The organism is Neisseria sp. P0001.S005 (genome assembly GCF_051963715.1).
Map to the genome: position 1 here is coordinate 1 of NZ_JBQCTZ010000023.1, position 14615 is coordinate 14615.

At 52.3% G+C, this 14615-nt stretch carries 12 protein-coding genes; 4 read left to right on the plus strand and 8 right to left on the minus strand.

From position 1 onward, the window contains the following. On the minus strand, nucleotides 1-1229 hold a 1229-nt coding region (gene ribBA / locus ACTHSP_RS05080; protein ID WP_440345744.1), incomplete at its 3' end, for a bifunctional 3,4-dihydroxy-2-butanone-4-phosphate synthase/GTP cyclohydrolase II. Nucleotides 1230-1418: 189 nt separating this feature from the next. Here ribBA and ACTHSP_RS05085 point away from each other — a divergent pair. Further along, nucleotides 1419-2030, plus strand: coding sequence for a DUF4230 domain-containing protein (locus tag ACTHSP_RS05085; RefSeq protein ID WP_083297223.1), 612 nt, complete (start codon nucleotides 1419-1421; stop codon nucleotides 2028-2030). 65 nt (nucleotides 2031-2095) lie between these two features. On the opposite strand, the gene ACTHSP_RS05090 is transcribed toward ACTHSP_RS05085, so the two are convergent. Together ACTHSP_RS05090 and tsaE are read right to left on the minus strand one after the other, a co-directional pair. Next, the gene (locus ACTHSP_RS05090; RefSeq protein WP_314512611.1) at nucleotides 2096-3343 is read right to left on the minus strand and encodes an N-acetylmuramoyl-L-alanine amidase; all 1248 of its coding nucleotides are present in this window, start codon (nucleotides 3341-3343) and stop codon (nucleotides 2096-2098) included. After that, nucleotides 3331-3801 carry a tRNA (adenosine(37)-N6)-threonylcarbamoyltransferase complex ATPase subunit type 1 TsaE gene (tsaE, locus tag ACTHSP_RS05095; protein ID WP_070826487.1) on the minus strand — a complete coding sequence of 157 codons (471 nt, stop codon included), beginning with the start codon at nucleotides 3799-3801 and terminating at the stop codon, nucleotides 3331-3333. Before tsaE ends, ACTHSP_RS05090 begins: the two co-directional genes overlap by 13 nt. A gap of 171 nt (nucleotides 3802-3972) precedes the next feature. On the opposite strand from tsaE, the gene pheA reads away from it, so the two are divergent. From pheA to prfH, 3 genes are all read left to right on the plus strand, one after another. Continuing rightward, a complete protein-coding gene (gene pheA, locus ACTHSP_RS05100; protein ID WP_314512615.1) occupies nucleotides 3973-5061 on the plus strand; it encodes a prephenate dehydratase in 1089 nt (362 codons plus the stop codon). Between the two features lie 397 nt (nucleotides 5062-5458). Beyond that, a complete protein-coding gene (locus ACTHSP_RS05105; protein WP_314512618.1) occupies nucleotides 5459-6592 on the plus strand; it encodes an RNA ligase RtcB family protein in 1134 nt (377 codons plus the stop codon). 2 nt (nucleotides 6593-6594) lie between these two features. Then, nucleotides 6595-7233 carry a peptide chain release factor H gene (gene prfH, locus ACTHSP_RS05110; protein ID WP_314512620.1) on the plus strand — a complete coding sequence of 213 codons (639 nt, stop codon included), beginning with the start codon at nucleotides 6595-6597 and terminating at the stop codon, nucleotides 7231-7233. 86 nt (nucleotides 7234-7319) lie between these two features. On the opposite strand, the gene ACTHSP_RS05115 is transcribed toward prfH, so the two are convergent. From ACTHSP_RS05115 to ACTHSP_RS05135, 5 genes are all read right to left on the minus strand, one after another. Further along, nucleotides 7320-8549, minus strand: a complete 1230-nt coding sequence (locus tag ACTHSP_RS05115) for an HlyD family type I secretion periplasmic adaptor subunit (RefSeq protein ID WP_440345745.1) — start codon at nucleotides 8547-8549, stop codon at nucleotides 7320-7322. Nucleotides 8550-8637: 88 nt separating this feature from the next. After that, nucleotides 8638-10851, minus strand: coding sequence for a type I secretion system permease/ATPase (locus ACTHSP_RS05120; protein ID WP_314512624.1), 2214 nt, complete (start codon nucleotides 10849-10851; stop codon nucleotides 8638-8640). Between the two features lie 43 nt (nucleotides 10852-10894). After that, a complete protein-coding gene (locus ACTHSP_RS05125; protein WP_440345746.1) occupies nucleotides 10895-12163 on the minus strand; it encodes a TolC family protein in 1269 nt (422 codons plus the stop codon). A 264-nt stretch (nucleotides 12164-12427) separates the two neighbouring features. Continuing rightward, nucleotides 12428-13687, minus strand: coding sequence for an RsmB/NOP family class I SAM-dependent RNA methyltransferase (locus ACTHSP_RS05130; protein WP_314512628.1), 1260 nt, complete (start codon nucleotides 13685-13687; stop codon nucleotides 12428-12430). 35 nt (nucleotides 13688-13722) lie between these two features. Next, on the minus strand, nucleotides 13723-14592 hold the full coding sequence (locus ACTHSP_RS05135; RefSeq protein ID WP_049335560.1) for a DUF1853 family protein: 870 nt from the start codon (nucleotides 14590-14592) through the stop codon (nucleotides 13723-13725). Nucleotides 14593-14615 lie beyond the last annotated feature (23 nt).

Genomic DNA, 14615 nt, shown 5'->3' on the forward strand with positions numbered 1-14615 from the left:
ATTTGTGCGCCTATGCCGTAGCTTTTGCTGTCCCATTTGTAGGCTTGGTTTGCGCCTTTGGGCAGGGTGCGGTCGAGCAGGGTGGCGCCGTCTTCGGTGCGGTGCAGGAGGATGACGACGCCGCTTTCGGCTTGTTGGATGCGCTCAAGGGCTTTTGGCAATGACCATGAATGGCGCGGATTGGCTTGGATGAAGTCCATCACGCTGAAGGGCTCGTGGACGCGGACGAGGGTTTCTTCTTCGGCGGAGGGTGTGCCTTTGACGAGGGCAAGGTGGGTTTCGCCGGAGAGTTTGTCGACGTAAACGTGTTGTTGGAACTCGCCCCACGGGGTTTGTACGGGTGCGTTGCCCATGTCTTCAAGCAGGCTTTCGGTACGGCTGCGGTATTCGATGAGGTCGGTAATGGTGCCGATTTTGAGATTGTGTTCTTCAGCGAACTTCATCAGTTCGGGCATACGCGCCATGGTGCCGTCGTCGTTGATGATTTCGCAGATGACGGCGGCGGGAATCAGGCCGTTCATTTGTGCCAGATCGACGCCGGCTTCTGTGTGTCCGGCGCGGACGAGTACGCCGCCTTTTTGGGCGCGCAGTGGGAAGATGTGGCCGGGTTGGACGATGTCTTCTGGTTTGGCGGATGGGGAAACGGCGGTTTGAATGGTCAGGGCGCGGTCGGCGGCGGAAATTCCGGTGGTAATGCCGTGGGCGGCTTCGATGGAGACGGTAAAGTTGGTGCCGTATTGTGCGCCGTTTTTCTGGGTCATCATGGGCAGGCCGAGTTTTTCGACCATTTCGCCATCCATCGGCAGGCAGACCAAGCCGCGTGCGTTTTTGATCATGAAGTTGATGGCTTCGGGGGTAACGAATTGGGCGGCCATCAGCAAGTCGCCTTCGTTTTCGCGGTCTTCGGCATCAGTGATGATGACCATTTTGCCAGCTTTGATGTCTGCTAGGATTTCGGGGATGGTGGAGATGTGGGACATGGTATTTCTTTCTTGGCTGATGGTGGGGGCGTGGCGGTCTTGGTGGTCTTGATCCAGCCACATGTCAGGCATATTGGCTGTCTGCTCGATTTTTCGGGCTTTTTTCTCGCCGAAAGATTTGTTTTTCAGCAGGGCGGACAGCTCGCCTTGGTTGATGGCGATGGCTTGGGCAAACTTGGTCTGCTGGCCGTTGTGGTGTTGTGTTATCCATTGCCGCAGGTTGTGGCGGCGCAGGTCAGTGGTATTCATGATGAGATGAAATTGAATTGTGTGTAATGGATTGTAGTCTTGTCTTTACCAAAAGGCAAATTTTGTTTGTTGAGATTTTTTATTACTTTTTGGTAATGAAATTTATTGTTTCAGACGGCCTGGGTATGGCTTGAAATTGACGATTTTGGGAGAATATGGGGAATGTTTTGATGATTATTTTAACGGGGGATGTTTGAAATGAAAATGTTTGGGCGCGGATTGGTCGTGCTGGTGTTGTGTGCGCTGACGGCTGCAGGCGGCTGGTTTTATGCCCTGCATGGTCAGAACGAAGAACATCAGGTTTTGTCCCGTGAGGGGGTTTTGATGCAGATTAAGCAGATGAATCGCTTGGAAAGTACGGCATTTTATATCGATACGATTATCCGTACGGAGAAAAAAGGGGATTGGCGCAGGCTGTGGCAGGATTCGCAAAGTGGTATTTTTATTGTGCGCGGTAAGGTGTTGGCCGGTTTGGATTTGGACAAATTAGGCGCGGACAATGTCAATATTGTGGACGACAAGGTATTGATCAGCCTGCCGGCGGTGGAAATCTTGAGCGTGGATTTGGAAAATATCGAAGTGTACGATATTCAGACCGGCTCGTTTAATTTGCTGCCTATGGATAAGTCTGTATTTAAGACGGTGCAGGAAGAGGCGAAACGGCAGGTATTGCAAAGCGCGTGCAAGGCTGAGATTTTGGAACATGCCAACCGTCAGGCGCAAATGCAGTTGGAAAACCTGTTTGCATTGACGCAGACGAAGGTGTCGGTGTATCCGGCTGCGGTAGGGAAGTGCGGTTAAATAGATTGCTTGAAAAGATAAGGCCGTCTGAAAATTTTTCAGACGGCCTTTGTTTTATCAAGCCATTAACCGCGTCGTAAAACGGCTGTATTGATGTATTTTTGAATACCGGTGGCAATGGCTTGGGCGCATTGTTGGCGGAAGGGTTCGCTGCCGAGTAGCCGCTCTTCGGTAGGGTTGGAGAGGAAGGCGGTTTCCACCAAAATGGACGGAACATCCGGCGCACGGAGGACAGCAAAGTTAGCTTCGTCAACGCGGCCTTTGTGTAATTGGTTGAGTTTGCCCAATTCGGTCAAGACGGAATGGCCGAGCTTGCGGCTGTCGCGCAGGGTCGCGGTTTGGGTCATGTCCAAAATCGTGTTGTCGACGTTGCGGTTGCCGCTGGATTGTACACCGCCGATGGCGTCGGCGTTGTTTTGGGTTTGGGCAAGGAATTTTGCCGCCGAGCTGGTCGCGCCTTTGGTATTGAGCATATATACGCCGGTACCGCGAGCGGACGGGCTGGTAAAGGCATCGGCGTGGATGGATACGAATACGTCGGCATTGCGTGCACGGCCTTTGGCAACGCGTACGCCCAATGGGATAAAGATGTCTTCGTTGCGCGTCATAAATACGTTGTAACCCAAGGCTTCGAGGCGTTTTTTGGTTTCGCGTGCGATGGAGAGTACAACGTTTTTTTCTTTGAGACCGCTCGGGCCGATTGCGCCGGGGTCTTCGCCACCGTGACCGGGGTCGATCATAATCACGGGACGGCGGTTGCTGCCGCTGCCGCGATTGTTTTTAGGGGCAGGGGTGTCGTATGCGATATTGGTATTTTGACGTTGTTTGGGAACATTGCCGTTGAGCAAGGCCATCATCGGGTCGTTGGCATCTGCGCCGTGCGGATAGAGGTCGATAACCAAGCGGTTTCTGAAGTTGCCGACGGGGGCGAGCGCAAAGACTTGCGGATGGGTGCTTTGTTTGAGGTCGATGACGATACGCACGGTATTGGGCGTATTTTGACCGGCACGAATGCTACGGATAAAAGGGTCGTTAGACAGCACTTTGCTGGAAATGCCTTGCAGGACGCTGTTGATTTCCGCGCCTTGAATATCCACGACCAACCGGCTGGGGTTGTCCAACATAAAATGTTGGTATTTCATCGAGTGGTTGCTCTCAAGGGTAACGCGTGTGTAGGCGTTCGCCGGCCAAATGCGGACGGCAAGGAATTGCGCAGGAGAGGCCGGTTTGGCCAATGCAGCACCAACGGGTGTGAGGGTGAGAAATAGTCCTGTGCCTTGACGGAGAATGTGTCTTCTAGTTAATTTGACCATGATTCTAAACTTTTTCGGCCTTGGTTTGTGTGGGCGGAAAAGGTGCAGGTTCTGCCCTTATCGGTGTACGTCAATGTAATGGTAATGTCTGCCGGAGGCGTGAATTCCCCACCTTGCTGCGGCCATTCGATGAGGCAGACGCTGTCGGGTGCAAACAATTCGTCCAAACCGGCATCTTCCCATTCCTCGGGCATGGTAAAGCGGTAGAGGTCGAAATGGTGGAGGGTGAATGTATCCAGCGGATAAGATTCGACAATGGTGTAAGTCGGGCTTTTAACTGCGCCCGTATGCCCCAGTCCGCGCAAAATCCCGCGTGTCAGCGTGGTTTTGCCTGCACCCAGTCCGCCTTCGAGATAGATGGTCAGCGGAGCGGAAAGCTGCTTGCTCCATTCTTCACCCAGTTGCAGGGCTGCTTCTTCATCGGGCAGAAAACGGGTGTACAGTCCGTTTGAGTGCATGGAATAGGCCTTGTCGTTCAAAAGGCTTAATTATGATGGAATTGGCGGCGTTTGCAAACCTGATAGACGATAAAGTTAGATAAAGATAGTGTTGAGGCCGTCTGAAAACGGAATTCAGACGGCCTTTAATGTTAAAATGAAAATATCCCTCACAAAATTGCGAGACAGCTTATGCCTTTATCCATAGACGAACAATTATTGCCGCACCGCAATGCCATCGACAGCATTGATGCGGAAATCCTCCGTTTGCTCAACGAGCGCGCCGGTCATGCGCATGCTATCGGCGAATTGAAAGGGACAGGCGCGGTGTACCGTCCTGAACGGGAAGTGGCCGTTTTGCGCCGGATTCAGGATTTGAACCGCGGCCCTTTGCCGGATGAATCGGTCACCCGGCTGTTTCGCGAGATTATGAGCGAATGTTTGGCGGTGGAGCGTCCGCTGACGATTGCCTATTTGGGCCCGAAGGGAACATTTACCCAGCAAGCTGCCATCAAACATTTCGGCCACGCCGCACACACCATGGCGTGTACCACCATCGACAACTGCTTCAAACAAGTTGAAACGCGTCAAGCCGATTATTTGGTGGCGCCGGTAGAAAATTCGACCGAAGGCTCAGTGGGGCGCACTTTGGACTTGTTGGCAGTAACTGCGTTGAAAGCCTGCGGCGAAGTGGTTGTCCGCATTCATCACAACCTGCTGCGTAAAGACAGCCACGAAATTGGCGGCATTACCAAAGTTTTCGCCCATGCCCAAGCCTTGGCACAATGCAACGACTGGCTCGGCCGCAACCTGCCCAATGCGGAACGTATCGCAGTGGCCAGCAATGCCGAAGCAGCGCGTTTGGTTGCCGAATCTGACAGCCCGAATGTGGCCGCCATTGCCGGACGTATCGCCGCGGAAATTTATCAGTTGAGCTTTGCCGCCGAGTGTATCGAAGACGAACCAAACAACACCACGCGCTTCTTGGTGATGGGTCATCAAGAAACCGGCCGCAGCGGCAACGACAAAACCTCTTTGGTCGTATCCGCACCCAACCGTGCCGGTGCCGTTACTTCTTTGTTGCAACCCTTCACCGAGTTGGGTATTTCCATGACCAAATTTGAAAGCCGCCCAAGCAAATCAGTTTTGTGGGAATACCTGTTCTTCATCGATATCGAAGGCCACCAAAGCGATGAAAATGTCCAAAAAGCCTTGCAACTTTTGGGCGAATGCGCTTCCTTCGTGAAAGTTATCGGCTCTTATCCGACCGTTGTTTTGTAAGGATTATTGGGCATTAAAGGCCGTCTGAAAAGTTTTCAGACGGCCTAAATCATGTTCTCAATAGTTGCCATTTATGCAACATCATTGGCAGATTAATGTCAGTAAGTTTGCATGATTGGAAATGAACCCTCTATAATCCGAACGTTTTTAATATTTTCATGCAAAGAAAGGAGCAAGCCATGACACGCAATACTTCAATCCGCTCAATCACATTCTTTGCAGCCCAAGCGTCGGTCTGACTTTCGGATAACGCTTTTCGCATTCCATGTCGCCCGTTTCGGGCTGCTTTCCCTACGATTATCGGCTAGAAACCAGGCCGTCTGAACATTTCGCAGACGGCGGATACCTATTGTCATCTATTGACGGTTTCTATCCGTTTTAAAGAAAGCATAAACACATGGGCAATTATCCCCATCATATTCAAATTATTGCCGACTCAAATACATGGATTGAAGGCAATGCTGTCGCACAGCTCGAAACCACCGCCCGATTACCGCATATGCTGCGCGTTGCCGGAATGCCGGATTTACACGCAGGGCGCGGTTATCCGGTTGGCGCGGCATTTTTCAGCGACCGTCATTTTTATCCTGCCCTGATTGGGAGCGACATCGGTTGCGGCATGGCGTTTTGGCAGACCAATTTACGCGCAGCCAAACTCAAACCGGCCAAACTCGCCAAACAGCTCGGCAACATCGATACGCCGTTGGACAAAGACGAACAGGTTGAATTATTAGGCGACGCTGTCGATATGCGCCAATTTTCAGACGGCCTTGCCGTAGGTACGATTGGCGGCGGCAACCATTTTGCCGAGTTGCAAACCGTTGATACCGTTTATCGCGCCGATCTGCTTCCGACAGATTTTGATGAAAACCATCTGCAACTGTTGGTGCATAGCGGTTCGCGCGGATTGGGCCAGCAGATTTTGCAACGCCATATTGCCGCCTTCGGACATCAAGGTTTGGCGGAAGAGGGCGAAGCAGCGGCAGCCTATCTTGCCGAACACCAAGCAGCCCTTGAATTTGCCAGCCTTAACCGTCGTTTGATTGCGGCCAGAATGCTCGACCGTTGGCGCGCAGAAGGAATATGCCTGCTCGATGTTCATCATAATTTTTTGGAACAAACCGAGATTGACGGCACAACTGGTTGGCTGCACCGAAAAGGCGCAACGCCCACCGATAAAGGCTTGGTCATGATACCCGGTTCGCGCGGCGATTACAGCTATCTGGTCCGACCTGCCGAAAATTGCCAAATTTCGTTGAATACCTTGGCTCATGGCGCAGGTCGGAAATGGCAGCGCGGCGAATGCAAAGGCAGGCTGTCGCACAAATATACTGCTGACAGCCTGCGCCAGACCGAATTTGGCAGCGTAGTCGTTTGTCAGGATAAGGCCCTGATTTTTGAAGAAGCGCCGCAGGCTTATAAAAGCATCGACAGCGTTATTGCCGAGATGAAAAACGCAGGTTTGATTGAATTGGTCGCGCGGTTCAAGCCTGTTTTGACTTATAAAACCGGCGGCGAGTGTGGAGCGTAAAGATGAAACAGAATACACCAGCGGTTTATCTGCAAATTTCCACCGCGCAAGGGCCGGCGGAGTGCCGTATATTTGCCCGTTTCGTCTTAGGCAAGCTGCTTGCCGAAGCCCAAGCCAAAGGCATTGATGCCGAACTTGTTACCGAAACCGCCGATAAGCACGGCATTTTGTCGGCAATGCTCAAATTGGAAGGGCAGAAAGCCGAAAGCTTGGCACAAACTTGGCAGGGGACGCTCCAATGGGTATGCCCCAGCCCTGTCCGCTCGAAACATCCGCGCAAAAATTGGTATATAGGCGTTTTCCGCTTGCCCGATATGCCGCAGATGTATGAAATGCCGTCTGAAAACGGAATCGAGTTTCAAACCTGCCGTTCGGGCGGTAAGGGTGGGCAACACGTCAACAAAACCGAAAGCGCCGTCCGCGCTACCCATAAAGAAAGCGGCATTTCCGTGCGGGTCGAGAGCGAACGCAGCCAGCATGCCAATAAGAAATTGGCGGTCATGTTATTGGCGCAAAAGTTGGCGGAGCATCATGCCGGACAAGCTGGAAATTTTGCGCAGGAGCAGCACGCCCAACTCTATCAAGTTGAGCGCGGCAATCCGAAAAGGACGTTTGTCGGTACTGCTTTTAAGGAGAAGTAATTTGCCTGCCGGATAAACGGGCATAGTGAAAACATAAATCAAAGGCCGTCTGAAAACGTTCAGACGGCCTTTTATCGTTTTATCGATTAGCGTTCGCTTAACGCTTGTTTCATACGCGTGATCGGTTTGATCAGGTATTGGAAGATGGTTTTTTCACCGGTTTTGATGTCTACCGTTGCAACCATGCCCGGAATAATCGGCATAGGTTTGCCGTTTTTGTCTTTCAGGGAGTTGTTTTCGGTTTGGACGAGAACGCGGTAATAAACTTGGTTCGGGTCAAGTTTTAAGTCGTTGGCACGGTTTTGCATGGAATTGCTGACGGTATCGGCACCAACGAGGGTAACCTTGCCTTCCAAACCGCCGTAGATGGAGTAGTCGTATGCGCTGACTTTAACTAATGCAGGTTGGCCTGCGCGGATAAAGGCGATGTCTTGCGGACGGATATAGGCTTCGACCAGCAGTTTGTCGTCAACGGGGATGATTTGCATGATGTCTTCGCCTGCATTCACAACGCCGCCGATGGTGGTGACTTTTATGCCTTTGACGATGCCGCGCATAGGCGCACGGATTTGCGAGCGTTCAACCGGGTCTGCACGCATGGCAACGTTTTCTTTGGATTGCGCCAGCTCGGATTCGGCTTGCAAGAGTTCGTTGTTGGCATCGGCTTTGTAACGGTTGCGGCGTTCGGAGATTTGAGTAGCCAAGTCTGCGGAATCTCGGCGCATTCTTAAAAGTTCGACTTCGGAAACCACGCCTTCGGTAACCATAGGTGCGGTAATGGCGATCTCGCGGTCAAGTGCGGCCTTGCTTTGGGAAAGGCCGCTGACGGCGTCAGTCATGGCTTGACGGCGTGCTTTGTAGGCGGCAATTTCGCGACGGCGAAGCTCGGGACCCACGCTGTCAGGGAAGGAGAGCTTGGTACCGTAGGCTTCGGCTTTAAGGCGGGCAACGGTGGCTTCGAGGTTTTCGACTTTGGCTTCGCTTTCACGCAATACGGCGGAGCTGCGCGTGTCGTCGAGTTTCATCAGAATCTGATCTTTCTCGACCATATCGCCTTCTTTAACCATGATTTCGGTTACGATGCCGGGGTCCAGGCTTTGAATTACTTGCTCACGGCTGCTGGGAATGATATTGCCGTTGCCGCGGGTCACTTCTTCGACAGGGCTGTTGTATGCCCAGACGACGAAGACAATCAGGAAAAGGAAGAATAGGATGATGACCCAAAATTGACCGCTGTGTTTTTCTTTTTGAAGGGCGGCATTGAGGTCGTTGATGAGGTGTAGGTCTTTGGATTTGACGTTGTTTTCGCGGCTCATAATCGTGTATCTTTATTGTGTTTGGTGGATTTTAACCATTAGGGCAGGCCGTCTGAAAGGGTAAGTAGGTTTCAGACGGCCTTTTGCTTTATTGTGCTGCCGATTGAGGGGCTGCGGCAGCTTGTTGTTGCTGCTGTTTGACCGCAGCAGCTTGTTGCTGTTGTTTGACGTTGGCTGCTTTGGCTTGTTCGTTTTGCATGAGTTTTTGCAATACCAAGTCACGTGGGCCGTCCATCACGACTTTACCATTGTCCATCACAATGATGCGGTTGACGATTTGCAGCACTTGCGGACGGTGGGTCACCAAAAGCATGGTGCGGTTACGGCCCCATTGGGCGATGGCATTGAGCGCCATGCGTTCAGTGGCTTGGTCCAGGCTGGTGGTCGGCTCGTCCAGCAAGACGACTTTCGGGTTGCGCAAGGTCATGCGCGCCAAGGCGATGATTTGTTTTTGACCGCCGGACAAGCCTAAGCCGTCTTCACCCAGAGGCATATCCAAACCACGTGGATGGTTGCGGATGATTTTGTCGAGGCCGAAGCGGTTGAGCGCAGTCAGTAAGTCTTGGTCGGTAGAGTAGCTGCCGGTACGCGCCAAGTCCATATTTTCACGCAATGTGCCGAGGAACAGGCGTGGCGATTGGCTCAACAGCAGGACTTGATCGCGCAGGAAGTTGGGGTCAAGCTGGCGCATATCGACGCCGTCAAGGGTAACGTTGCCTTTTTCAGTGTCGTACAGACCGCTGGCCAGTTTGAGCATGGTGCTTTTACCGCTGCCGATACGGCCCAAAATACCGACTTTTTCACCCGGTTTGATGGTCAGGCGCAAATCTTCGACGGCGCTGTTGTTGTCGGCTTGATATTTGAACGATACATTTTCAAAGGTAATGTTGCCTTGTACGTTGTCCAAAGTAATGTATTTGCGTTCCGGATTGCGCTCGATAGGGCGGTTAACGATGTCGTTTACGCCTTTGAGGGCAAGTTTGGCTTGTTGGAAGCGGGTAGCCAAACCGGCGATTTGTGCCAACGGCGCCAAAGCGCGGCCGGACAGAATCACGGAGGCAATCAATGCACCCATGGTGATGCGTTCCGCATGGTTGTCGGCATGAATCAGATAGGTACCGACGACGACCAAAAAGACGGTATTGAGCTGCTGCATGGCAACGGCGAAGTTGACCATAAAGTTGCTGGTATCTTTGACTTTGATGGAAGAAGCGGAAGTTTTGGCAGTGTATTCGTCCCAACGTTGTTGCGCCCAAGATGTGGCGTTGTTGGTTTTCAGGGTTTCGATGCCTTCGATGGCTTCAACGGCAAGGCCAGAGCGTTGCGAACCTTCTTTCATCGATTCGTTGATGTGGCGAGAGAGCGGTCGTTGTACGACAAAACCGACAATCACGACAATCGGAATGATGGTCAGGGGAACGAGCGCGAGTTTGCCGCCGACCATGGAAATTACGAAGATAAACAGTAACAGAAAAGGCAAGTCGACAATGGTCAACAAGCTGGCACTGGTCATGAACTCGCGCACGGCTTCAAATTCGCGCAGGTTGCTGGCGTATGAACCGGAGGAAGCTGGACGGTCTGCCAGACGCAATGCCATCACGCGGCGGAACAGGGCGGAGCTGATGATCAGGTCGGCTTTTTTACCGGCAATATCGGTCAAATGACCACGAATCATTTTGGCGGCAAACTCAAACAGAATCGCCAAGACCACGCCGATGCTCAATACCCACAAGGTTTCATAGGCCTGGTTGGGAATCACGCGGTCGTACACGTTCATCACATAAAGGGAGCTGACGAGCGCAAGGAAGTTAATGATGATGGTGGCCAAGATGACTTGGTAGTAGTAGCTGCGGAATCGCCAAATGACTTTCCAAAACCATGCTTTGGGCAAATGATATTCAGGCAGCTCCGAGCGCATATCGGTAGCCATTTTGGGTTTGATAAACCAGCAGTAACCCAAATACAGGCCGGAGAGCTGCTCGTGGCTGAGTTCCTGTTCCAAACCGTCAACCTGGCGGATATGGTATTTGCGCTCTTGTCCTGAGCCTTCGATTTTGGTGATGACCGCGGCCTCTTCGTTGTGCAGGATAATCATGACCGGCACGGCGAGCGAGGGGATGTCTTCCAGATTGCGTTTGGACAAGGTGTTTTCAAAGCCGTGGCTGCGCAGGACTTCGACCAGTGAGTGATAGTTGACCTTGAGCTTTTTGTCGCGTACGACTTCGGCGGACAAAGCGGCTTCGGATACGGGCGCACCCAAAAGGCGGGTCACTAAAACGATGTGTTCAATGATGGCTTTCATATTTTTTCGCGTAATGTTTTTGGTTTAACCAGCGGATATGGCTTTATTTTTGTGCCAAACCGACCCAAGCAGAGATTTTGGCCTGGGTATTTAAATAGTCGAGCGCCGCATCGCGGAAATCGTTGCGGGCGGCAACATAATCCTGCTCGATGGAGGATAACTCGCTGTATGCGCTCAAAACGTCGGTCAGCGTACGTCGGGCGATTTTAAACTGCAATTCGTACACTTTGATGACTTCTTTTTGGGCGGCGATGTGTTGCGCCGTCAGCGCGGTACGCTGTTCGCTTTCTTGCATATCGATGGCCGACGTTTGAACGCGTTCGTTCATGTCGCGCAGGATTTGTTCGGACTTGGCCTCTGCGGCAATCAATGATTTGGCATTGCGCTCTACATTGTGTCGTGCGGCAATATCCAACACATTCCATGCAACGTTTAAATAAAGTTGTTTGGTGTTGCGCGTTGCACTGCCTTCCAAATTGAGGGCAGGCAGGCGTTCGGCTTTGGAAGCGTCCAAATCGGCACGGACGCTGTCGCGCTCGGCTAATTGCGCCTGATAGGATGGATTGTTGTTGCGGTTGGGGTTGTTGAAGCGTTCGCTGATGGATTTCGCTGTGTCGTTTTTAAACGGATCTTCCAAATCGTTGGCAGTCAGTTGGCGCGAGGTATAGCGGGACAGTCGGCTCAGGGCCAAATCCATGGTGCGGCGTTGTTGGGCAATGATGTTTGCCACTTGCAGTTGGCGCGCGCGCGCTTCAATCAGCTCGGAACGGCGGCCGGCATCATATTTGACGATGGTGTCCAAGTCTTTTAAGAGGTTGTTGTGGCGCGCCAAAGTCTGTTCGTTGAGGATCAGGGTTTCTTTTGCACGCAATGCGCTCAGATAGAGGCGGCCGATATCGCTGCCCAGCTGCTCTTGGCTTTCGGTGTATTTGTGTTGATAGTATTCTTCGCGGCTACGGTCGCGGCGGACGGCGGCTTCAATCGCACCCCATGAGTAGATGTTTACGCTGCCGCGCACGCCGATACCGTCATCCATATCGTTGCTGTTGTATTTATTGTGTTGCGCCAGCACTTTCGTTCCGGTCAGGGTAACGACAGGATAATGGCGCGCACGCGTGGCTTTGGTTGTGCTTTGCGCTGCTTCTTGAGTGGCTTTGGCTTCACGCACAATCGGGTCGCTGATTAAAGCGTCCCTGAGGATGTCTTGCAGGCTGTATGCAGAGGCCGTCTGAAACGGCAGCAGACAGCAGGCGACGGCAATGGCCGATGACAATAAACGGGGCTTTGTGGGGAAAGAATAAATATGCGACATGATTTTTAACCAAATAATTTATATATTATCGTTGTCCGTATCGGGTATCGCCTGAGGCATGACCGGGCGAATTTTGAACGAGAACACATACATTTACAAAGCATAAAGCATTTTTTCCAGCTTTTCACAATATTCTGATAAAAGGTCGAGATACATGCCTTAAAGTATATTATTGCAGAGCGCGACTATCGTATCTAATGATTTTAATGTAAAAAACCTATCAAAAAGGCCGTCTGAAAGGATTTCAGACGGCCTTTTTCAACCTTAATCCTTGCGTTGCAATACAGCGGCAAAGAAGCCGTCGGTTTGGTGTTCTCCGGAGTTGAGGCGCAGGTATTTTCCGGTATCCAAATCGACCTTCAGGCTTTGCAGCAGTTCGGCGCAGTTGACGAGTTCAAATTCGGGATGTTCGGACAGGAAACGTTCGACTTGCAACTCGTTTTCTTCCGGCAACACGCTGCAGGTGGCGTACACCAAGCGGCCTTGCGGTTTCACCAGTTTGGAAGCGGCATCGAGGATGCTGTGTTGCTGTTCCAAAAGGTTGGCCACGGTCTCGGCGGATTGGCGGTATTTGAGGTCGGGATTGCGGCGTAAAGTACCCAAACCGGAGCAGGGCGCGTCCACCAATACACGGTCGGCTTTGCCTGCCAGTCGGGCGATACGGGTATCGTGTTCGCTGCTGATGCGTTCGGGGTGGATATTGGTCAGTTCGGCGCGGGTCATGCGCGGTTTGAGGTTGGCAAGACGTTTTTCGGCGATGTCGAAGGCGTAGATTCTGCCTTTGTTGGCCATTTGCGCACCGACAGCCAAGGTTTTACCGCCGGCGCCGGCACAGAAATCGACAATGATTTCGCCGCGTTTTGCACCCACCAATAAGGCAAGCAGTTGGCTGCCTTCGTCTTGAACTTCCAGCGTGCCGTCCAAAAACAGTTCGTGTTTGTTAAGCGCGATTTTGTTTTTCAGGCGGATGCCCCAAGGCGAATAAGGCGTGGCCTCTGCATCGGCACTTTCGGCTTGCAATAATGGCAACACTTTATCGCGTTTGCCTTTCAAGGTATTGACGCGGATGTCAAGCGGGGCAGGTTGGTTGATGCTGCGGCCGAAAGCGAGGATTTCTTCTTCGCTCCAATGCTGTTGCAGTTGTTCCACCAGCCATTGCGGCAATTCTGCGGCGGTATTCAGGCCGTCTGAAAACTCGGTTTTACGGGCTTTTAAATTGCTGAGGAATTCTGTTTCTTCTTCATCAAGCAGGTCTTTGATTTGGCTGATGTTGGTGCTTCTGCCGAGGACCAGTGCGGCAAGCGCGGCTTTGCGCGGCTGGGCGTGCGGACGGCGCAGGGCGGTACTGATTTTTTGATAGTGGCGCAATGCGGCAAAGGCTGTTTCGGCGATTTCGTGGCGGTCTTGGCGGCCGAGCTTTTTGTGTTCGCGGAAATAGGCGGAGAGGACGGCATCGGAAGGCTGTTTGAAAGTCAGCATTTCAGCCAAAACTTTGGCGGTATGGTCGAGTTGTGCGGCGTTCATAATGTAATGGGTTCTCTTAAAGTTGGTAAAGGGTTTCAGACGGCCTTCATGATGCGTTCGATTTCGTGCCAAAAGCCGTCCGGCCGTAATTCCAAAACGGCAATCAAGCCTTGGTCGATACGGCGGATTTCGGTTTCGTTCAATGTTTCGGTTTCGGCGACACGAGCAGGCGCGAGATAGGCCATACGGTCGAGCAGGTGGTAGCGGACTTCTTGGTGTTCAAACCAGTATTCCGCCCAATCTTGAATATAGATGCCGCGCCAGCCGTATGAGTTAAGTGGCGGCTCAAAAGCATGGAAACCTTGTGGAAAAAATCCGATGCCGCGCACGATGGAAGCAGGAAGCGGATTTTCCGGCAGGCCTTGTGCGGTTAAGGCTGCTTTGCCTTGCAGTGTATGTAGCAGCTGGGATTGCTGCACCAATTTGGCGGCCTTGTCCGTCAGCGTGTCTTTAGGGTTGAGACCGTGCAGGTTTTGCACTTGGTCTCCGCCGTAGTATTTACACGCCAGCTCGATATGGTAGGGCTGTTGGTTGAGGGAAACGACAAAATCCGCGGCACCTAAAGTTTGGCCGTCTGAAAAAACGGGCAGGTTGTATGCGTGCAGTTTGGCGTGCGGCGCGTTGGCAAACCAAAACGTCAACAACTCTTCGGCATAAATGCCGAGACGGTGGCCGAATGGGGAACGTTGGGCAAGGTGATCCATCAGCGGCGCGGGATCGGCGTCCAATGCCAAAAGGTAGCGGAAACCGTGCTCCCCCAATAGTTCGCGCACGCTCAATTCGCAACCGCTTTGCCACAAAGGGGGCGCAGTCAGCAGCGAGGCGAGGTCGCGGACGGGTTGGCTGGTGAGTTTCCACCATAATGCGTCTAGGGCGTAATTCATGCTTATCCGAATATCAGTCATGCCGTCTGAAAAGCTGGAAATGT

Bases quoted from the DNA above. Each gene is read 5' to 3' on its own strand.
- prfH (WP_314512620.1), top strand. From the start codon at position 6,595: ATGAAACAGAATACACCAGCGGTTTATCTGCAAATTTCCACCGCGCAA.
- ACTHSP_RS05120 (WP_314512624.1), bottom strand. From the start codon at position 10,851: ATGAAAGCCATCATTGAACACATCGTTTTAGTGACCCGCCTTTTGGGT.
- ACTHSP_RS05135 (WP_049335560.1), bottom strand. From the start codon at position 14,592: ATGACTGATATTCGGATAAGCATGAATTACGCCCTAGACGCATTATGG.
- ACTHSP_RS05105 (WP_314512618.1), top strand. From the start codon at position 5,459: ATGGGCAATTATCCCCATCATATTCAAATTATTGCCGACTCAAATACA.
- ACTHSP_RS05125 (WP_440345746.1), bottom strand. From the start codon at position 12,163: ATGTCGCATATTTATTCTTTCCCCACAAAGCCCCGTTTATTGTCATCG.
- ACTHSP_RS05130 (WP_314512628.1), bottom strand. From the start codon at position 13,687: ATGAACGCCGCACAACTCGACCATACCGCCAAAGTTTTGGCTGAAATG.
- tsaE (WP_070826487.1), bottom strand. From the start codon at position 3,801: ATGCACTCAAACGGACTGTACACCCGTTTTCTGCCCGATGAAGAAGCA.
- pheA (WP_314512615.1), top strand. From the start codon at position 3,973: ATGCCTTTATCCATAGACGAACAATTATTGCCGCACCGCAATGCCATC.
- ACTHSP_RS05085 (WP_083297223.1), top strand. From the start codon at position 1,419: ATGTTTGAAATGAAAATGTTTGGGCGCGGATTGGTCGTGCTGGTGTTG.
- ACTHSP_RS05115 (WP_440345745.1), bottom strand. From the start codon at position 8,549: ATGAGCCGCGAAAACAACGTCAAATCCAAAGACCTACACCTCATCAAC.
- ACTHSP_RS05090 (WP_314512611.1), bottom strand. From the start codon at position 3,343: ATGGTCAAATTAACTAGAAGACACATTCTCCGTCAAGGCACAGGACTA.